15 protein-coding genes are annotated in these 18,614 nt (G+C 31.5%); 13 read left to right on the top strand and 2 right to left on the bottom strand.

Features of this window, described 5'->3' with window-relative positions; genetic code table 11:
- Positions 1-57 precede the first annotated feature (57 nt).
- Together AB3G39_RS12315 and AB3G39_RS12310 are read right to left on the bottom strand one after the other, a co-directional pair.
- Positions 58-1,263: an ammonium transporter gene (locus tag AB3G39_RS12315; protein WP_367752360.1), complete on the bottom strand. Its 1,206-nt coding sequence runs from the start codon at positions 1,261-1,263 to the stop codon at positions 58-60.
- A gap of 35 nt (positions 1,264-1,298) precedes the next feature.
- Positions 1,299-1,637, bottom strand: a complete 339-nt coding sequence (locus AB3G39_RS12310; RefSeq protein ID WP_367768961.1) for a P-II family nitrogen regulator — start codon at positions 1,635-1,637, stop codon at positions 1,299-1,301.
- A gap of 849 nt (positions 1,638-2,486) precedes the next feature.
- On the opposite strand from AB3G39_RS12310, the gene gnd reads away from it, so the two are divergent.
- The 13 genes from gnd (at position 2,487) to AB3G39_RS12245 (ending at position 18,468) form a co-directional block, all read left to right on the top strand.
- Positions 2,487-3,386 (top strand): phosphogluconate dehydrogenase (NAD(+)-dependent, decarboxylating), encoded by a 900-nt coding sequence (gene gnd / locus AB3G39_RS12305; RefSeq protein WP_369753555.1) that lies wholly within the window; start codon positions 2,487-2,489, stop codon positions 3,384-3,386.
- A gap of 53 nt (positions 3,387-3,439) precedes the next feature.
- A complete protein-coding gene (locus AB3G39_RS12300; protein ID WP_367768967.1) occupies positions 3,440-4,759 on the top strand; it encodes a gluconate:H+ symporter in 1,320 nt (439 codons plus the stop codon).
- Between the two features lie 13 nt (positions 4,760-4,772).
- Positions 4,773-6,200 carry a gluconokinase gene (locus tag AB3G39_RS12295; RefSeq protein WP_369769414.1) on the top strand — a complete coding sequence of 476 codons (1,428 nt, stop codon included), beginning with the start codon at positions 4,773-4,775 and terminating at the stop codon, positions 6,198-6,200.
- A 124-nt stretch (positions 6,201-6,324) separates the two neighbouring features.
- On the top strand, positions 6,325-7,263 hold the full coding sequence (locus AB3G39_RS12290; RefSeq protein WP_369769413.1) for a nuclear transport factor 2 family protein: 939 nt from the start codon (positions 6,325-6,327) through the stop codon (positions 7,261-7,263).
- Positions 7,264-7,601: 338 nt separating this feature from the next.
- A complete protein-coding gene (locus tag AB3G39_RS12285) occupies positions 7,602-8,282 on the top strand; it encodes a response regulator transcription factor (protein ID WP_369769412.1) in 681 nt (226 codons plus the stop codon).
- A complete protein-coding gene (locus AB3G39_RS12280) occupies positions 8,279-9,553 on the top strand; it encodes a sensor histidine kinase (RefSeq protein WP_369765361.1) in 1,275 nt (424 codons plus the stop codon). The genes AB3G39_RS12285 and AB3G39_RS12280 overlap by 4 nt, the downstream gene beginning before the upstream one ends.
- Positions 9,554-9,601: 48 nt before the next feature.
- On the top strand, positions 9,602-10,714 hold the full coding sequence (locus AB3G39_RS12275; RefSeq protein WP_367768974.1) for a serine hydrolase domain-containing protein: 1,113 nt from the start codon (positions 9,602-9,604) through the stop codon (positions 10,712-10,714).
- Between the two features lie 105 nt (positions 10,715-10,819).
- On the top strand, positions 10,820-11,239 hold the full coding sequence (locus tag AB3G39_RS12270) for a PepSY-like domain-containing protein (protein ID WP_369769411.1): 420 nt from the start codon (positions 10,820-10,822) through the stop codon (positions 11,237-11,239).
- A gap of 129 nt (positions 11,240-11,368) precedes the next feature.
- Positions 11,369-12,082 carry a phosphatase PAP2 family protein gene (locus AB3G39_RS12265; protein WP_369765359.1) on the top strand — a complete coding sequence of 238 codons (714 nt, stop codon included), beginning with the start codon at positions 11,369-11,371 and terminating at the stop codon, positions 12,080-12,082.
- A gap of 38 nt (positions 12,083-12,120) precedes the next feature.
- Complete coding sequence (locus tag AB3G39_RS12260; protein ID WP_367768980.1) at positions 12,121-13,140, top strand: YncE family protein; 1,020 nt, start codon at positions 12,121-12,123, stop codon at positions 13,138-13,140.
- A gap of 32 nt (positions 13,141-13,172) precedes the next feature.
- A complete protein-coding gene (locus AB3G39_RS12255) occupies positions 13,173-14,411 on the top strand; it encodes a TolC family protein (RefSeq protein ID WP_369769409.1) in 1,239 nt (412 codons plus the stop codon).
- Positions 14,380-15,330: an efflux RND transporter periplasmic adaptor subunit gene (locus AB3G39_RS12250; RefSeq protein ID WP_369769408.1), complete on the top strand. Its 951-nt coding sequence runs from the start codon at positions 14,380-14,382 to the stop codon at positions 15,328-15,330. Before AB3G39_RS12255 ends, AB3G39_RS12250 begins: the two co-directional genes overlap by 32 nt.
- 84 nt (positions 15,331-15,414) lie before the next feature.
- On the top strand, positions 15,415-18,468 hold the full coding sequence (locus AB3G39_RS12245) for an efflux RND transporter permease subunit (protein ID WP_369769407.1): 3,054 nt from the start codon (positions 15,415-15,417) through the stop codon (positions 18,466-18,468).
- The last annotated feature ends 146 nt before the right edge of the window (positions 18,469-18,614 follow it).

Below are 18,614 nucleotides of genomic sequence, written 5' to 3'. Positions count from 1 at the left end.
TGTGTTTATAAAAAGGAAGCATCACTGTAAATAAACTTTTATTATAATTTTAATTGTTTAGTCATTATAAACATTAGTTCCATGCTCATGAATATCTAAACCATCAATCTCTTCTTCTTTGGTAACTCTTAGTCCCATAGTTTTCTTTAATATAAATAATACGATAAAAGAAGCTCCCATTGCCCATGCTACAATTGCTGCAACACCTGTGATTTGTACAATTAATTTATCAAAACCCCCACCATAGAATAAACCCCCATCTGTAGCAAAAAATCCAACTAATATAGTTCCTAATGCACCACAAACTCCATGAACTGAAACCGCTCCAACTGGATCGTCAATTTTTAATTTTTTGTCGATAAATTCAATTGAAAATACAACTACAACCCCACAAATTAATCCAATAATTAGAGCTCCTAATGGGCTTACAGCTGCACAACCTGCTGTCACACCAACTAATCCAGCCAAAACTCCATTTAAAGTCATTGAAATATCTGGTTTTTTGTAAAATATCCAAGTTAAAAACATAGCTGCTAACGCACCTGCAGCACCTGCTAAATTTGTTGTAATAAATATAGCTGCTACTTTAAAAGCGTTATCACCAGATATTGCAAGTTGAGATCCTGGGTTGAACCCAAACCATCCTAACCAAAGTATAAATACCCCTAAAGCTCCTAGCATTAAACTATGACCTTGTATAGCATTTGATTTTCCATCTGTGTATTTTCCAATTCTAGGGCCTACCATAGCAGCAGCTACTAAAGAAGCAGCTCCACCAACAGCATGTACTACAGTTGATCCAGCGAAATCAGTAAATCCCATTTTAGCTAGCCATCCACCTGCATTCCATACCCAGCTACCAGAAATAGGGTAGATTATTAATGTCATTAATAAAGAGAAGATTAAATAAGTAGTAAATTTTGTTCTTTCAGCAATCGCTCCAGAAACTATAGTTGCTGCAGTTGCTGCAAATACAGTTTGAAAAAATAAACTATGCATGTCTGGAAGACTATCAAAAAAAGCATATTGCTTCATATCTCCAACCAATCCTCCAATAGAATCTCCGTACATTAACGAATATCCTACTGCCCAGAAAGCAAGACTTCCAATACAGAAATCCATTAAATTTTTCATTATAATATTTCCAGTATTTTTTGATCTAGTAAAACCAGTTTCTACAAGTGTAAAACCGGCTTGCATAAAAAACACTAAACTTCCGGCGATTAACACCCACATTAAGTCCATTGCAGCATTCGTATCCATAATATATATTTTTATTAGTTAGTTTTAAAAGTGATTTAGTTAACAGCGTCTGTTCCTTTTTCTTTGGTTCTTATTCTATACGTTTCTTGTACATCAGAAACAAATACTTTACCATCGCCCACCATTCCGGTAGCGGCTGCATTCAAAATAGCGTCAACTGTTTTTTCTAGAAAAGGATCCGAAACTACAATGGAAATGTATCTTCTTTGTATATCTGTTGTACTGTAAGTAATACCTCTATACACGTGTCCTTCTTTCTCGTTACCAACTCCAGTAACGTCCCAATACGTAAAAAAATTAACTTCTATTTTGTGTAAAGCTTCTTTAACTTCATCAAATTTTGATTTTCGAATAATGGCTTCGATTTTTTTCATAATTAAGTGGATTTTATAATTGATTTATTTTGTTTAAGTATTTTTCCTTGATTTTTTTTGTGATTTTCTAATCAGAAAATAAGCAAATAATTTTTGGGAATTAGAAATTTTGATAGTGTTTGTTTTTTTGTGATTAATTTAATATTTGATTTATATACAGTGAATTTGTATTTAATTAGTGTATTATTCAATAATAACAATGATTTATTGTTTATTATCTGTTAAAATCTATTTTTTTTCAGTGACGAATTTATTAACTTTTATTTAAGAATTATAAATAAGAACTGAGTTTTTGGATAAAAAGAGGTAGAATTATTAATTACAAAATATCCTTTCAAAATAATAAAGAATATTCATTATAGATTTAAATAATTGCACTATTCACAATTAAATTTTTTAACTATACCCCCATTTTTTTGAGTTATTTTTAAATATTATAGGATAAATATTCTTAATGTTTCATCTTTTTATAGGTGAATTTTTAATTTTAAGTAAAATAAGGGGGGGTGTAGTCTTAATTTTATTTTATAACAAAAGTTATTTATGATTATTGAACAGTTTTAATAGTAGTAAGAAATCTATAGTAATAACAAATGTTTAAAAATTGTTTTAGACACGATATAAAAGGCCTTTATCTAGATGAGCGATAATTATAAAATGGACATCAATCTTTTTTTGATTTATTAACCTCATTCTTGGTGACATAATTAAAAAATAAATAGGTATATTTCATTATATAAAAAAAAAGAGGACTATTTTTCTGATAAACTGTATATTAGAAAATTAAAACTGATATTTTTACAGTTGATAAAAAAAATAATTTCAAACGATACTTAAATACGAGATACAATGCAAATAGGACTGATAGGATTAGGAAAAATGGGCTTTAACCTAGCCTTAAACTTGCAAAGAAATGGGTATGATGTGGTAGCCAATGATGTTAATACCGACTTTGTAGCTAAAATAGAGAAAGAAGGAATAGATACGGCTAATTCAGTTGCTGTATTAACCGAAAAATTAACCGAGCGAAGAGTGATTTGGATTATGGTTCCCGCAGGAGAAATTGTAGACAAAGTGATTTTTTCTTTAATCCCTTTTTTAAATAAAAACGATATTGTCATCGATGGAGGAAATTCTAATTTCAAAGATTCAAAACGCAGGTATAAAATTTTAAAAGAAAATGGGTTTTGCTATTTGGACTGTGGTACATCTGGAGGAACTTCTGGTGCATTAAATGGCGCTTGTACGATGGTGGGAGGAGATAAAGAAGTATTTGATTATGTAGCAGAAGTTTTTGAGAATATTTCAGTTCCTAATGGATCTTTATATACAGGTGCTTCTGGGAGTGGCCATTATACTAAAATGGTTCATAATGGAATTGAATATGGAATGATGCAATCAATTGCAGAAGGATTCGAAGTGTTTGAACATTCTGAATTTGATATTGATTTCGAAAAAACAGCAAAACTGTTCAATCATGGTTCTGTAGTACGCAGTTGGTTAATGGAATTGACCGAAAATGCTTTCTCAAAAGATCCTAAACTCGAGGGTATAAAGGGAGTTATGCATTCCTCAGGAGAAGGAAAATGGACACTTGAAGAAGCATTGGATTTAGGCGTGCCAACACCTGTTATAGCGTTATCGATAATGATGCGTTATCGTTCTCAAATGCAAGATACATTCTCTGGTAAAGTAGTTGCGGCCCTCCGAAATGAATTTGGTGGTCATGCTGTAGAAAAAAACGAATAATTTTCCACAATTCGCTAGAAAACTAAAAGAGTGTAAAATTTAAATTCTAACTTATGTCCATACTGATTTTAATTGCAAGTATCCTTTTGTTGCTATTTTTAATAACCGTTCTAAAATTTAATGCATTTATCTCTTTACTATTGGCTTCTTTTTTTGTTGGTATAGTAAAGCTAATGCCTTTTGGAACAATTGTTAATTCCATCCAAAACGGAATAGGTAGTACTTTAGGATCTTTGGTCTTAATTTTGGCTTTTGGAGTCATGCTTGGAAGTTTACTATCCGAGAGTGGTGCAGCACAACGAATCAGTACTGTTTTAATCAATTCCTTTGGTGTGAATCAAGTAAAATGGGCCGTTTTAGTTACTGGTTTTGCTGTAGGAATTGCCATGTTTTATAATGCTGGTTTTGTTATTTTGATTCCAATGGTTTTTGCCATTGCGGCCAATACGAAACAACCCTTTATTTATCTAGGTATTACCATGGCATCGGCCTTATCAATTACACATGGTTTTTTACCTCCACATCCTGGACCAACTGCAATAGCAGTAATTTTCAAGGCAGATATTGGTAAAACATTATTATATGGAATTTTAGTTTCTATTCCTGCTTTGCTAGCTGCAGGAATTATTTTTCCTGAATTTATAAAAAAAATTGTAACGAATCCGCCTAAAGGATTATTCGAAAGTAAAACTTTTACTGAAGGAGAAATGCCTTCTTTCTTGACAAGTTTCATGATTGCACTCACTCCCGTTATTTTAATGGGGATAGGGACTTTGAGTGCTTTTATTTTACCAGAAGGATCGGATTTGCGGACCACATTAGAGTTTATAGGAAATCCAACTACTTCGATGTTGATTACAGTATTATTTGGTATTGTTTTTTTAGGGATAAAACGAGGGCAAAAGATGATGGACATTATGGATAAATTTAGTACTTCTATGAGTTCTGTCACTATGATAATTTTAATAATTGGTGCTGGTGGTGCTTTTAAACAATTATTAATTGATAGCGGTATTGGTTCAGATTTAGCTACTTTTTTTGATGGATCGACACTTTCACCCTTATTTTTGGGTTGGCTTATTGCTACTATTATACGCATTGCATTAGGATCGGCCACGGTTGCAGGATTAACTGCTGCAGGTATTGTTCAACCCTTAGTGATAAGTTCTGGGGTCAGTCCTGAATTGATGGTTTTATCAATAGGAGCAGGAAGTTTAATGTGCTCTCACGTAAATGATACCGGTTTCTGGATGTTTAAAGAGTATTTTGGAATCAGTATTAAGGATACTTTTCGTTCATGGACAGCAATGGAAACTATAGTTGGTGTTACAGGGTTAGTAGGGGTGTTAGTTCTTAATTTATTTGTAGGTTAATAAGAACGAAATCATGGATGATAAAAAAATATATGTTGGTATCGATATAGGAACGACAGCAACAAAAGCGGTATGTTTCAATAGATCAGGTAAAGTAATTTATGAGTATTCAAAAGAATATCCATTGTATCACCCAGAATTCGATCAAAGTATTCAAAAACCAAATGAAGTTCTTGTTGCAGTTTTAGCTTGCATTAATCAAATTACAAAGGAATATCAGCCTGAGTTTATCAGTTTTAGTTCGGCAATGCAAAGTGTTTTAATCATTGATGAATTAGGAAATCCATTAACAGATGCTATTATTTGGGCAGACAATCGTGCACATGAATTTGCAGAATCGCTTAAAGTAACAGATGTAGGAAAGAGGTTCTATCAAAAAACGGGAATCCCTATTCATACTTTTTCACCAATGACCAAAATCGCTTGGTTGAAAGAACATAAAAAAGGAGTCTTTTCTAAAGCATTTAAATTTATTAGTTTAAAAGAATATGTATGGCATCAGCTTACTGGAGAATATGCAATAGATTCTTCCATGGCATCGGGTACCGGAATAATGAATATTCATAATTTAGAATGGGATCTTGAGATTTTAAAATTTCTAGATATTCATTCGAATCAATTATCAAAAATTGTAAAACCCACCCATTTTTGTAAAGGATTAAATGATCACTTGTTATATGTTATAGGAGGGGGAGATGGAGCTTTGGCCAATTTAGGTACTGGAGCAATGGAACCTGGAAAAGTGGCGTTAACAATAGGAACAAGTGGAGCAGTACGCTTACCAATCGAGAAACCTTTTATAGATTCCCAAATGCGAACGCAATGTTATCATTTGATAGATAATCAATATTTAACACTAGGAGCGGTTAGTAATGGCGCCATTGTTTTACAGTGGTTAAAAGAATCTATTTTGAAAACTGAAGATTCATTTGAAACTCTTTTTAAGCAAGCAGCTAACGTTTCCTCAGGATCAGATGGATTACTTTTTGTACCCTATTTATTAGGAGAAAGAGCTCCTATTTGGGATGCTTCCGCAAAAGGTACTCTTCTAGGAATCAAAATTATTCATACCCAAGCCCATTTTATTCGGGCCACAATGGAGGGGATTTTATTTGGACTTTTGAATGTTTTAGAAATTCTATTGCCTAATGAAGAGACTAGAGAACAACATACTATTATGGCAAGTGGAGGATTTGCAAAAAGTGAATTTTGGTTGCAAATGACTGCCGATGTTTTTCAAATGAAAGTTAGAATTGCTGAAACAGTCGAAGCTTCGGCTTGGGGAGCAGTATTGATTGGCTTTAAATCAAAAGAAATAGAGGTGTTGCCCGAGACTTCAAATGGAAAAGTATTTTTACCCAATAAAAAGCATAAAATCATTTACGAGCAAAGTTTTACTAAATTCAAACGTGTTTATCCTTTACTAAAAGAATTAGAATAAATATTTTTTTCAAAATCTGTAATAAAGTAGTTACAAAACAATAAATATTTTTAACATAATATGTTGATTATCAGTATTTATGATTAAATTTAATGGTGTTTTTAACTAAAAATCTTATTTAATTATGAAAAAAAGTATTCTAATTGTATTGTTGATGATTACTTGCATCACATACGCACAAAAAAAATCAAATGGAACTATTTATGTAGAACATCCTGCAATCAATACAGTAGAGGATATGGTTCAGGCATTTGTTAAAGGAGATACTGACAAAGTTGCCAGTTATTTAGCAGAAGATTTTAAATCGTATAACGGTACGAGCATTGACAAAACAGATAAAGGAGAAGACAAAGCTTCTTTTTTAAAAGAAATGAAATTCTGGAAAGACAATATTGATTATTTTAGTATTAAACGATCTGCAGGTGCTTATCCAGATGCATTAGAATACAAAGATGCTAACAACAAAGATGTGGTTTGGGTTCAAACTTGGGAAGACCTAAAAGGAGTACATAATAAATCTGGAGTAAAGATTGATATGCCCATTCATCGATTATTTATTGTTGACAAAAATAATAAGATAAAAACCATCATCAATTACATGAATAGTAGCATTCCTGATGAAATTGGTGATAGTTCTACTGATAGACAAAATGGTATGATTTACAATCATCATGAATATATCAACACTATTCGAAAAATGATTTATGCATTTGAAAATAATGATCTTGATAAAGCGTATAGTTTTTATGATGATAAAGCGCGATTTTTAGATGAAAATAATTCAGAAAGAAAAAGTATTTCATTAGCTGAATTAAAGGCCAATGACAAAAAATTTCTAGATAAATTTGAAGTTAACAGTATAGACGTATCCGGATATCCAGATTATTTGCATTATGAAATGGGAAATACTAAAGTGGTTCAATCCTGGTGGAATTATAATTTGACTAGAAAATCAGATAAAAAGAAAATTATTTTACCCGTATTTTTTATAGATGATTTTAATGATGATGGAAAAATAGTTTTTGAACATGCTTATTACAGTGAAAAAATGTTAGAGCAATAAAATAACAAAATAGATACTAATTAAAGGCCGAAATAGATGTTTCGGCTTTTTTTGTGGAGAAATTGAGGTTCTTTATATCAATTGATAACCTTTATTCTTTTGGATGATAAAAGGGTTGTTTTATCATAAACATAGAATTCAAATAGAATTAATTTCTAAAATTGTACTGTATCTATTTAGTAAAAGCAGAGAAATTTGGTGTAAAGCTACATTCGAAAAATAATAGCACCTGAAGTTTTTTATATTGTTACTGTAGTATCAAGATAACAATGATTAAATTTAAGTAAATTTATATTTTATTGATTAGCCAAAATCAACACGAATCAAAATAAATAAGCATGAAAATTTTATTAATCGAAGATGAACCTGAATTGCAAAAAAGTATCAAACAATATTTTGAAGTAGAAGGGAATGTGGTTGAAATAGCTTCGGATTTTAGTAAGGCACAACAGAAAATTGCGATCTATGATTATGATTGTATTTTGGTTGATATTACGTTGCCAAATGGTTCTGGTTTGGATTTGATTACCGAAATTAAATTAAAAAAATCAAAAGCGGGAATCATTATTATTTCTGCAAAAAACTCACTGGATGATAAAATTTTTGGTTTGGATCTTGGTGCCGATGATTATTTACCAAAACCGTTTCATTTATCGGAACTTAATTCGAGAATAAAAGCGTTGATTAGACGAAAAAAATTTAATGGAAGTCTAGAAATTGTTGTCAATGAAATTAGAATCCTTCCAGCAGATCGAAGCGTTTATGTAAATAATGCAATTGTTACTTTAACCTCAAAAGAATATGATTTATTACTTTATTTCATCGCCAATAAAAACCGCGTAGTGAGTAAAAATGCCTTGGCCGAACATTTGTGGGGAGACGATGCAGATCGATTGGATAACTATGATTTTATATACAACCATGTAAAAAACTTGCGCAAAAAATTATTAGAAAAAAAATGCGAAGATTATTTACAAACTGTCTACGGTCTAGGTTATAATTTTAAATTACAAGAATGAAACTAATTACAAAGACCAGTTTATATTACTTATTGTTAAGTATCCCGATCTTGATTCTGTCGGGTTTTATTTGTTTTCATATATTAACACATAAAGTACGGCATGCTAATGATGAGGTTTTAGTGAATCGCATCAAATTGATTGAGCAATATTTAGTAGAAAATGATACCGTTTCGTTGCAGTTTTTAGTCAAAACTAAGGAAGCGGAAATCAACAAAACATTAAAAAATAATTTTAGTAACGGGAATAAAACAATTTTTTCGGACACATTAATTCTAGATGAGACTGAAAATGAAATGGACCCAAATAGGATGGTTTCGTCGATTGTAAGGGTTAAAAATACTAATTATCTAATAAAAATTTGGCGCAGTAGCATAGAAAATGAAGAGTTAATCAAAGGTATTTTGTTTTTACTTGTCTGGATTTTAGTGGCATTATTTTTAATTTCAATGATTCTTAATTTTTGGATTTCAAAAAAAATGTGGAAACCGTTTTATACTTCGGTCTCCAACTTGGAGAAATTTAGAGCTAGTGATAACGAAATACCACCATTTGAGGATTCATCCATTAAAGAATTTACAGCTTTAAATAAATCGCTTGCTAGCATGATGAGTAAAATGATTGCGGATTATAATGCCCAAAAGAAATTTACAGAGAATGCATCTCATGAAATTCAAACTCCGTTGGCAGTCATAAAATCAAAGGTTGATTTACTTATTCAATCTGAAAATTTAGATCCAAATGATGTTGAATTAATTGTTGCAATTGATGATGCATGTTCTAAACTGAATCGCTTAAATAAGTCATTATTATTGCTTACAAAAATTGAAAATAGACAGTTTAAAACCATTGAAAAAGTGTCTGTCGAAAAAGTATTGGATTCGTCTTTATTGCTTTTTGAAGATTATATAAAAGAGAAGGAAATAACTATTGTAAAAAATATTGAAACTGAATTTTGGATTAATATGAACCCTGATTTAGGGTTAGTATTCATTAATAATTTAATTCAAAATGCGATCAGACATAATGTTGATGAGGGGAGTATACATATTAGGATCAAGTTTAATAAAATTATCATTGAAAATACTGGAGCAATAGAACCGCTAAATTTGGACCATCTATTTAAACGTTTTCAAAAAAATTCAACGTCTCATTTATCAATTGGACTTGGTTTAGCAATAGCAAATGAAATTGCTGAAGTCAGTGGATTAGTTTTAAAATATAAATTTATAAACAACAAACATCGCTTTATTTTGAAAGAAAGGGATTAAAAAACAATTACTATGCTTGTTTTAAAAATTCAAAAAATAATAATTTTTATGATATTTTTTATCTGTTGTAGTTCTTGTAATGTATTTCGTTCCTTGAGGTACGGCGGGATTCCCAGCCAATCAGATTACAAGCATTTCGCACAACGCGTTATTGCTAATGAAGCGCCTGTTTATTATTTTCATAAACCTATCAAAGACTCTCATTTAGGAACTAAAATAGGACTTGTCAATCGGGATTTTAACGGTACAAATGTTAGTTTAGATAGCTTTACTACATTACATAAAACGATCTCTTTTTTAATTATTCGTAACGATACAATTGTTTACGAAAGATACAACAAAGGATATACTTCAAATTCATTTGTTTCTTCCTTCTCTATGGTGAAACCATTTGTTTCTACTTTAATTGGAATTGCAATTGATGAAGGAAAAATAAAAAGTGAAAATGACCTCATTATTGATTATTTACCTGAATTTAAAAATAAAATTGGTTGGGATAAAATTACCATAAAAAATTTATTACAACACACCTCAGGTATTCGATTTACTGATAACAAACTAAATCCAGTATCTGATAATGCTGAATTTTATTGGGGAGATAATTTAAGAGAAAAGATGCTCAATTTAAAACTAGAATACCCACCCAACACAAAATTTAAATACAGTAGTGAAAACACAATGCTTTTAGGATATATTATTGAAAAAGTAAGTGGCGGAACCATTTCTAACTATTTAGAAGATAAAATATGGAAACCATTAGGAATGGAGGCACCGGCAACATGGAGTTTGGATCGAGATGATGATAAAGCAATTGAAAAAACATTTTGTTGTTTACAAGCTAGAGCAATTGATTTTGCAAAGTTTGGCAGACTTTATCTTAATGGAGGGAATTGGAATGGTAAGCAAATTGTGTCAAAAAGATGGGTAGAGTTGTCTACACATTCGGATCCATCAGGAAATAACAAACATTTTTATAATAATAATTGGGGAATAGGGCCTCTGAAATACGGGAGTTATTTTGCTGTAGGGTTGTTTGGGCAATATCTCTATATCTATCCTGAAAAAAAAATGATTATAGTGCGTTTTGGAGATGCCGAAACGTCGTATCATCCTAATTATTGGCAGGAAGTTTTTTTGCAAATAATTGACCAAATGAAATAAATAATTTCTTTGTTTATAAAACGCAATAATAGAAATAGCAGCATAGATTTAAAATAGATTTGTAATCTAAGTTTGTGTTAGAATTAATTTTTAAATCTAAAAAAAATGAAAAAATTAGTAATGTTATTGTCAATTGTATTGGTATCCAGTTTTGCATTTGCAGGTACACCACCTGAAGCAGTAAAAAAAGCTTTCGCTAAAAAATTCCCTACTGCTACCAAAGTGAGTTGGGGAAAAGAAGCGCCAAAGGAGTGGGAAGCAGATTTTACTTTTGAAGGAAATTCCATTTCGGCTAATTTTTTGCAAGATGGAACTTGGCTTGAGACTGAAAAAGAGATTAAAGCGATGAACTTACCAAAAGCCGTTTTAGCCACTGTAAAATCAAATTATTTGGATTGGAAAATAGCAGAGGCTGATCTAACCGAAACTGCTAAGAATGGAACCATATACGAAGTAGAGCTAAAAAAAGGGTTAAAGCGAAAAAGTTTAGCTTTCAAAGCAAATGGAACTTTAGTAAAAGAATAATTTTCGAACTAAATATTCAATTAATATATGATGTTAGAAAATTTTAAATTCCAGTTTAGATATTTTGCGACTAAAATTATTAAAAATGGTTCTTGTTTTTTGATCCTACTATTTTTAAATACTGGAATAATGGCACAAGGGCTTAGTAGCCAAGACAGTATTAAGGGTGGCAGAAATGGTAATGTAACCTTCAATTACAAGCAATTGATTATACCAACGGTACTTGTTGGATACGGTATAATTGGTATGGAAAATAAAAATTTAAAAGACTTGAACTTAGAAATCAAAGAGGAAGTCACCGAAAATATTGATAGAAAAATTAGTGTAGACGATTTCTCCCAATACGTTCCAGCATTAGCGGTTTACGGTCTGAATTTAGGAGGTATTAAAGGAAAAAATAATTTACGAGATCGAAGTATAATTTTTGCAACTTCTTATCTTATTATGGGAAGTACGGTTTATGCTTTGAAAAAAACAACCCATGTTTTAAGACCAGACGGAAGTAGTAATAATTCTTTTCCATCGGGACATACTGCTACTGCATTTGCTGGTGCCGAATTTTTATGGCAAGAGTACAAGGATGTTTCTATTTGGTACGGGATTTCAGGTTATATAGTAGCTACAGGAACAGGTTTTTTTAGAATCTATAATAATCGACATTGGTTTACTGATGTAACTATGGGGGCAGGAATAGGAATTTTAAGCACAAAAGTGGCCTATTGGATGTTTCCTTATATCAATAATAAGATTTTTAAATCGAATAAGAATAATTCTTCAGTAATGGTTGCTCCCTTTTATAACGGAAGACAAATGGGACTCGGAATGGTCTTAAATCTACATTAAGCACAACTTAGATTTTAATAAATTAAATATATAACACAATGAAAAAAATAGTTGCATTAGTAATTCTTGGTTTTTCAATTGCAAATTGTAATAGCCAAACTTTCAAAGTTTCTGAGAAAATAAAATTACCTGGGAATGATGGCTGGGATTATCTTGCCGTTGATGATGTGAATCAACATTTATTTATTTCACACGGAAGTGAGGTAAATGTAATAGATTTAAAATCAAATGCCTTAATTACTACAATTCCTGATACAAAAGGGGTTCATGGTATTGCTATTGCAAATGATTTAAACAAAGCATTCATTTCTAATGGGAAAGACAATTCAGTATCAATTGTCAATTTAACCACTTTTGAATTGATCGAAAAAGTAGCTATTTCAGGTAAAAATCCAGATGCCATTTTATATGATGCATTTTCCAAAAAAGTATTTACTTACAATGGGAAATCTAATAATGCTACAGTTTTAGACGCGATCACAAATAAAGAGATAAAATCGATAGCTTTGGGTGGAAAACCAGAATTTTCAGTAACGAATACCAAAGGGTTGATTTTTGTAAATATCGAAGATAAAAACGAAATTAAAACCATCGATGCCACTAAACTGGCTGTAAAAGCTACTTGGAGCATTGCACCAGGAGACGAACCTTCAGGATTAGCAATTGATTTAGAATCGAATCGATTATTTGCAGTGTGTGGTAATAAGTTAATGGTGGTTGTAAATGCTATAAATGGTAAGGTTGTTAAAACTTTACCTATTGGTGATGGTTGCGATGGTGTTACTTTTAATCCTAAAAATAAACTTATTTTTAGTTCTAATGGAGAAGGAACAATTACAGTTGTTAAGGAAAAAAGCCCTGCAGTTTTTGCAGTACTACAAACAGTAAAAACCCCAAAAGGAGCACGAACAATTACTTTGAATAAAACTACAAATCAATTGTATTTATCTACTGCAAATTTTGGAGAAAAACCAAAACCTACCGCCGAAATTCCTAATCCAAGACCAAGTATTATTCCTAACTCTTTTACTATTTTAGTAGTTGATGATAAAAAATAAATAAACTACTTATTTTTGAATAAATTTATCCAATGAGATCATTCCTTATCATTCTTATTTTTTTAATTACGGCTTCGTCCTTTTCACAGGAAAAGGACTTGGTTTTTTATATAGAAAAAGCCCAAACTAATTCCCCTTTACTAAAAGACATATCGAATCAAATTCAATCCAATACAATTGATAGTTTGCTTATTAGAGCTACTTACAAGCCGCTGGTTGCCGCAAATATAAATGGGTATATTGCTCCTAATTATAACGGTTTTGGTTATGATACTGCTTTGAGCAACGGTCAATCCATAACAGGATTGGTAGGAATTAATAAAAAAATAATTGGTAAAAGTATAATTAATTCGCAAGCAGAAACCTTCAAAATCATTAAAGAGGGTTTAGTTTTAAATAAAAAAATTGCGGTTAAAGATTTGCATAAAGCTATTATAGCGCAATACATCACGACTTACGGTAGTGCAGAGCAAATGGTTTACAACCAAAATATGGCTGCATTACTGAAAAATGAAGCCGTGATTTTGAAAAAACTCACCCAAAATTCCATTTATAGGCAAACGGATTATTTGATTTTTATTACTACTTTAAAACAACAAGAGTTACAGGTGTTACAATTAAAACAACAATATCAAAATGATTTGGGGTTACTCAATTATTTATCAGGAGAAACGGATACTACTTTTGTCAATTTAAAAAAACCAACAATTGCTTTAAAAAGTATACAAAATGAAAAGACTACTGTTTTTGAAAAGCAATTCGAAACCGATAGCTTGAAAATTATCAATCAAAATAAATTAATAGATAACAGCTATAAACCTTCTCTTTCGTTACTTGGTGATGCGGGTTATATGTCTAGTTTTATCAGTCAAGGATATAAAAATTTCGGATTCAGTATTGGTTTAGGATTATCAATTCCTATCTATGATGGAAATCAGAAAACATTATTGCATCAAAAAAATGAAACTGCTTTAGCGACTAATTTAGCGTATAAAAACAATTTTAATAAACAATATCAGCAACAATTATTAATGCTAAATCAGCGATTAAAACAAACCTTTGAAATTCAAAATCAGTTGCAAACTCAACTTCAAATAAGTGATGCGCTTATCGATGCCAATAAAAAACTGTTACTTTCTGGAGATGCTCAAATTACTGATTTTATGATTGCTATAGGAAATGTTATCAATATCAATAATACGATTTCGCAAAACAAAATAAATACGCTTCAACTGATTAATGAAATCAATTATTGGAGTTCTAATGACTAATACTATGAATAAATTTATCTTTTTTTTGGTGCTAATTCCGGTCTGTTTTACCGCATGTAAGGACAATTCAGTAACCGAGAAACCTATTGATGCTAGTATTCCTGTAACGATTACTTCTATTGATACAACTGGTATTGAAAATTATATGGAATTGAATGCTACAGCAACTTATTTAGTTAAAAATAATATTAAAGCGAATGCTACTGGGTACTTGAGTTCCGTTAATGTAGCAATAAATGATTTTGTAAACAACGGTTCCACCTTGTTTTCGATTAAAACAAGAGAATCTAAAGTGCTGGGTAATACGATAAATAAAATTGACCCTAGTTTGAATTTTGGCGGAGCTATTCAAGTGCATTCTAACACGAGTGGAATAGTAACAATGGTAAATGTGCAACAAGGAGATTATGTGCAAGATGGTGATCCATTGGTAACAATAAATGACGCTAATAGTTTTGCATTGGTGTTAAGTTTGCCTTATGAATTAAAAAAATTCATTACAGCTGGAGAACATTTGAATGTTAGTTTGCCTGATGGGAGTGATAGAATTGCAACAGTTCAAAAGTTTTCACCTACAGTGGATGCCACTTCGCAAACCCAAAATGTAATTTTGAAAATAAATGGGAAACAAGATATTCCTGAAAATTTAATTGTAAAAGTTAGAATTAATAAAAGCTCAAATTCTAAAACTATTTCGTTACCCAAAGGGGCCGTATTAAGTGATGAAACCGAAACTGATTTTTGGATTATGAAAATGATAAATTCCAACACAGCTATTAAAATTCCAATAGATAAGGGAATTCAGACAGATGATAGAATCCAAATTTTAGCACCACAATTAACGGCTAAAGATAAAATTTTAGTTACGGGTAATTATGGAGTGAGCGATACGATTAAGGTTAAAGTAATCGGAAAATAAAAAGGTTTACCACAGATTTAAAAGATTAAAAGATTTTTATGAATCTGTGAAAATCGGTCTAATCAGTGGCTAAAAAAATAAATAATGAACAACTTCTTCGTAAAACATAAAAATGGTTTAAGCGCCATAATCTTCCTAATTATTTTAGGAGGTTTTTTTGCCTATTCAGAGATGCAAACAGGCTTGTTTCCTGAAATAACTTTTCCCAAAATAAAAATCATTGCCGATGCAGGACAACAACCTGTTGATAAAATGATGATTACGGTTACCAAACCGTTAGAAAATGCCATTAAAAAAGTTCAAGATTTAAAAACCATTAGAAGTACAACCAGTCGCGGAAGTTGTGAAATATCCGCTTTTATGGATTGGAAAGCGGATATTGATTTGAGTAAAACGCGTATTGAAGAACAAATCAACCAAATCAAAAATAATCTACCTCCTGATACTCAAATCACGGTAGAAAAGATGAATCCGTCCATTCTTCCTGTAATTGGGTATGCTATCGAAGGCAAAGGAATGTCGGCAATTGAGTTAAAAAAAATAGCCAATTTTACTATAAAACCATTTCTTTCTCAAATAGATGGTGTATCGGAAATTAGAATTATTGGCGGTAAAGAAAAAGAATATTGGTTGTCCTTAGATTTTAATAAAATGACTGCACTAGGTATTACACCAGATGCCATTTCCCAGGTTTTAAGTCAGACAAATTTTATAAAATCAAATGGTTATTTGTCTGATTATCGCTATTTGTATTTAACCATTACGGATGCCCAAGTTGACAAAAAAGAAGAGTTGGAAAATTTGGTTATCAGTAATAATGGGAAAGGAATTGTTACACTAAAAGACATTGCTGCTGTTGAAATTAAAGAAGCTAAAGAATACATAAAAGTAAATGCTAATGGGAAAGAAAGTATTTTGGTTGCTGTCATTAAGCAGCCCAATTCTAATTTAATTTCTCTTTCGGATGCCATGAGTCAAAAGCTGCAGGATTTAAAAACAATCCTTCCCAAAGGCATCACGATTAAACCATTTTATGAGCAAGCCCGTTTTGTAAATGATGCGGTAAAAAGTGTTACAGACAGTTTATTAATTGGATTATTATTGGCCATAATTGTCGCAGTTTTGTTTTTGAAATCTGCCAAAGCCAGTGCTACTATATTAATTATTATTCCTGTAACACTGGGATTAACATTGGTTGTTTTATACCTCACAGGGCAAACGTTCAATATTATGACTTTGGGGGCAATAGCGGCTGCTTTAGGGCTAATTATTGATGATGCCATCGTTGTGGTAGAACAAATTCACCGTACACATGAAGAACATCCTGACGAGCCTACGGTTTCGCTTTTGCAAAAAGCAATTCATTATTTATTTCCAGCCATGTTGGGATCATCCATCAGTACAATTGTAATTTTTATTCCTTTTGTTTTAATGAGCGGAGTTGCAGGTTCCTATTTCAAAGTACTTACGGATACGATGATTATCACTTTGGTTTGTTCCTTTTTTGTTACTTGGTTGTTGCTTCCGGTTGTCTATTTATTGCTTTCCAAGAAAGACAGAGGGATAGCTGAAACAGAAAAAGTCTCTGAAATTCATGAAGTGAAAACTCAAAATTGGGTGTCTTATTTTATTGGAAAACCTATTATAAGTATTACTTTTTGCCTTTTTTTAATACTTTCAATAGTTATTATTCTACCTAATTTAGAAACTGGTTTTTTACCCGAAATGGATGAAGGAAGTATTATTTTAGATTATGAAAGTCCGCCAGGAACTTCACTTGAAGAAACGGATAGAATGCTGAACGAAGTAGAGAAAATTATTATAAAAGTTCCAGAAGTTGAAGCCTACAGTCGCAGGACAGGTACCCAAATGGGATTTTTTATTACGGAACCAAATCGAGGGGATTATTTAATCCAATTGAAGAAAGACAGAAATAAAACCAGTAATGATGTAATTGATGAAATTCGTGCCAAAGTAGAGGCTACGCAGCCTGCTTTGCGTATCGATTTTGGGCAAGTAATTGGAGATATGTTGGGGGATTTAATGAGTTCCGTTTCACCAATTGAAGTCAAAGTATATGGAAATGATCAGGCACAATTACAAAAAACGGCAAAACAAGTTGCGGCTATTGTTGAAAATGTAAAAGGAACCGCCGATGTTTTTGATGGTATTGTTTTGGCTGGACCAGTAATTAATATTCATCCTAATTACATTCAATTGGCACAATACGGAATCACTCCATCGGACTTACAGTTTCAAATGCAAACCGCTTTAGAAGGAAATGTAGTAGGAAGCTTGTTAGAAAATGAAAAACAAACTCCCATAAGATTAATTTATGCCAATGGGAAAAAAAGAAGTTTGGAAGACATTAAACAACTAAAAATATATTTACCTAATGGACAAGCTATTCCGATTACCAGTTTAGTAACGATTTCAATCGAAAAAGGAGTAGCTGAAATCGAGCGCGAAAATCTACAAATGATGAGTGTAGTAACTGGACGATTAGATAATCGAGATTTAGGAAGTGTGATGAAGGAAATTCAAACTAAAGTCACCTCTCAAATTAAATTGCCAAGCGGTTATTATATTGAATATGCGGGAGCTTATAAAGACCAGCAACAATCGTTCAAAGAGTTATTGATGATTTTAATCGCTTCTTCTTTATTGGTTTTTGGTGTTATTCTATTCCTTTTTAGAGATTTTAGAGTAGCGTTTGTCATTTTATTAATCTCTGTTTTAGGAATTGCAGGAAGTTATCTTTTGCTTTTTATTACAGCCACTCCACTTAATGTAGGGAGTTACACTGGAATTATAATGATTGTGGGTATTATTGCCGAAAATGCCATTTTTACTTTTCTACAATTTAGAGAAACCTTTAAGTTAACAAGAAACGTCAATGAATCCATTGTATATTCGATTTCTACTCGATTACGACCAAAACTAATGACGGCGTTAGGAGCTATTATTGCGCTTTTACCTTTAGCGATTGGAATAGGTACGGGATCTGAGTTGCATCAACCCTTAGCTATTGCAGTTATTGGAGGATTCCTGATTGCGATGCCTTTATTACTGATTGTGTTACCAAGTTTGCTAGCGCGAGTCTATAAAAACGAAAAAGAATTTAAACATTTTCAATAGTTTTTGTAAAATGATTATGGTGTAAATGAAATGAAATTACAAGCCGAAACAACCCGTTTCGGCTTTTTATATTTGGATAATTAGCAATTTAGAATGTCTTTTGAAACAGAATAAAATAAAAAAATCTTAACTTTAGAAAAGAATAA

The sequence above is a fragment of the Flavobacterium sp. WC2416 genome (assembly GCF_041200095.1).
Taxonomy (GTDB): Bacteria; Bacteroidota; Bacteroidia; order Flavobacteriales; family Flavobacteriaceae; genus Flavobacterium.
Note: the sequence above shows the minus strand (reverse complement) of the source record. Positions and strands in the feature narration are given on the sequence as shown.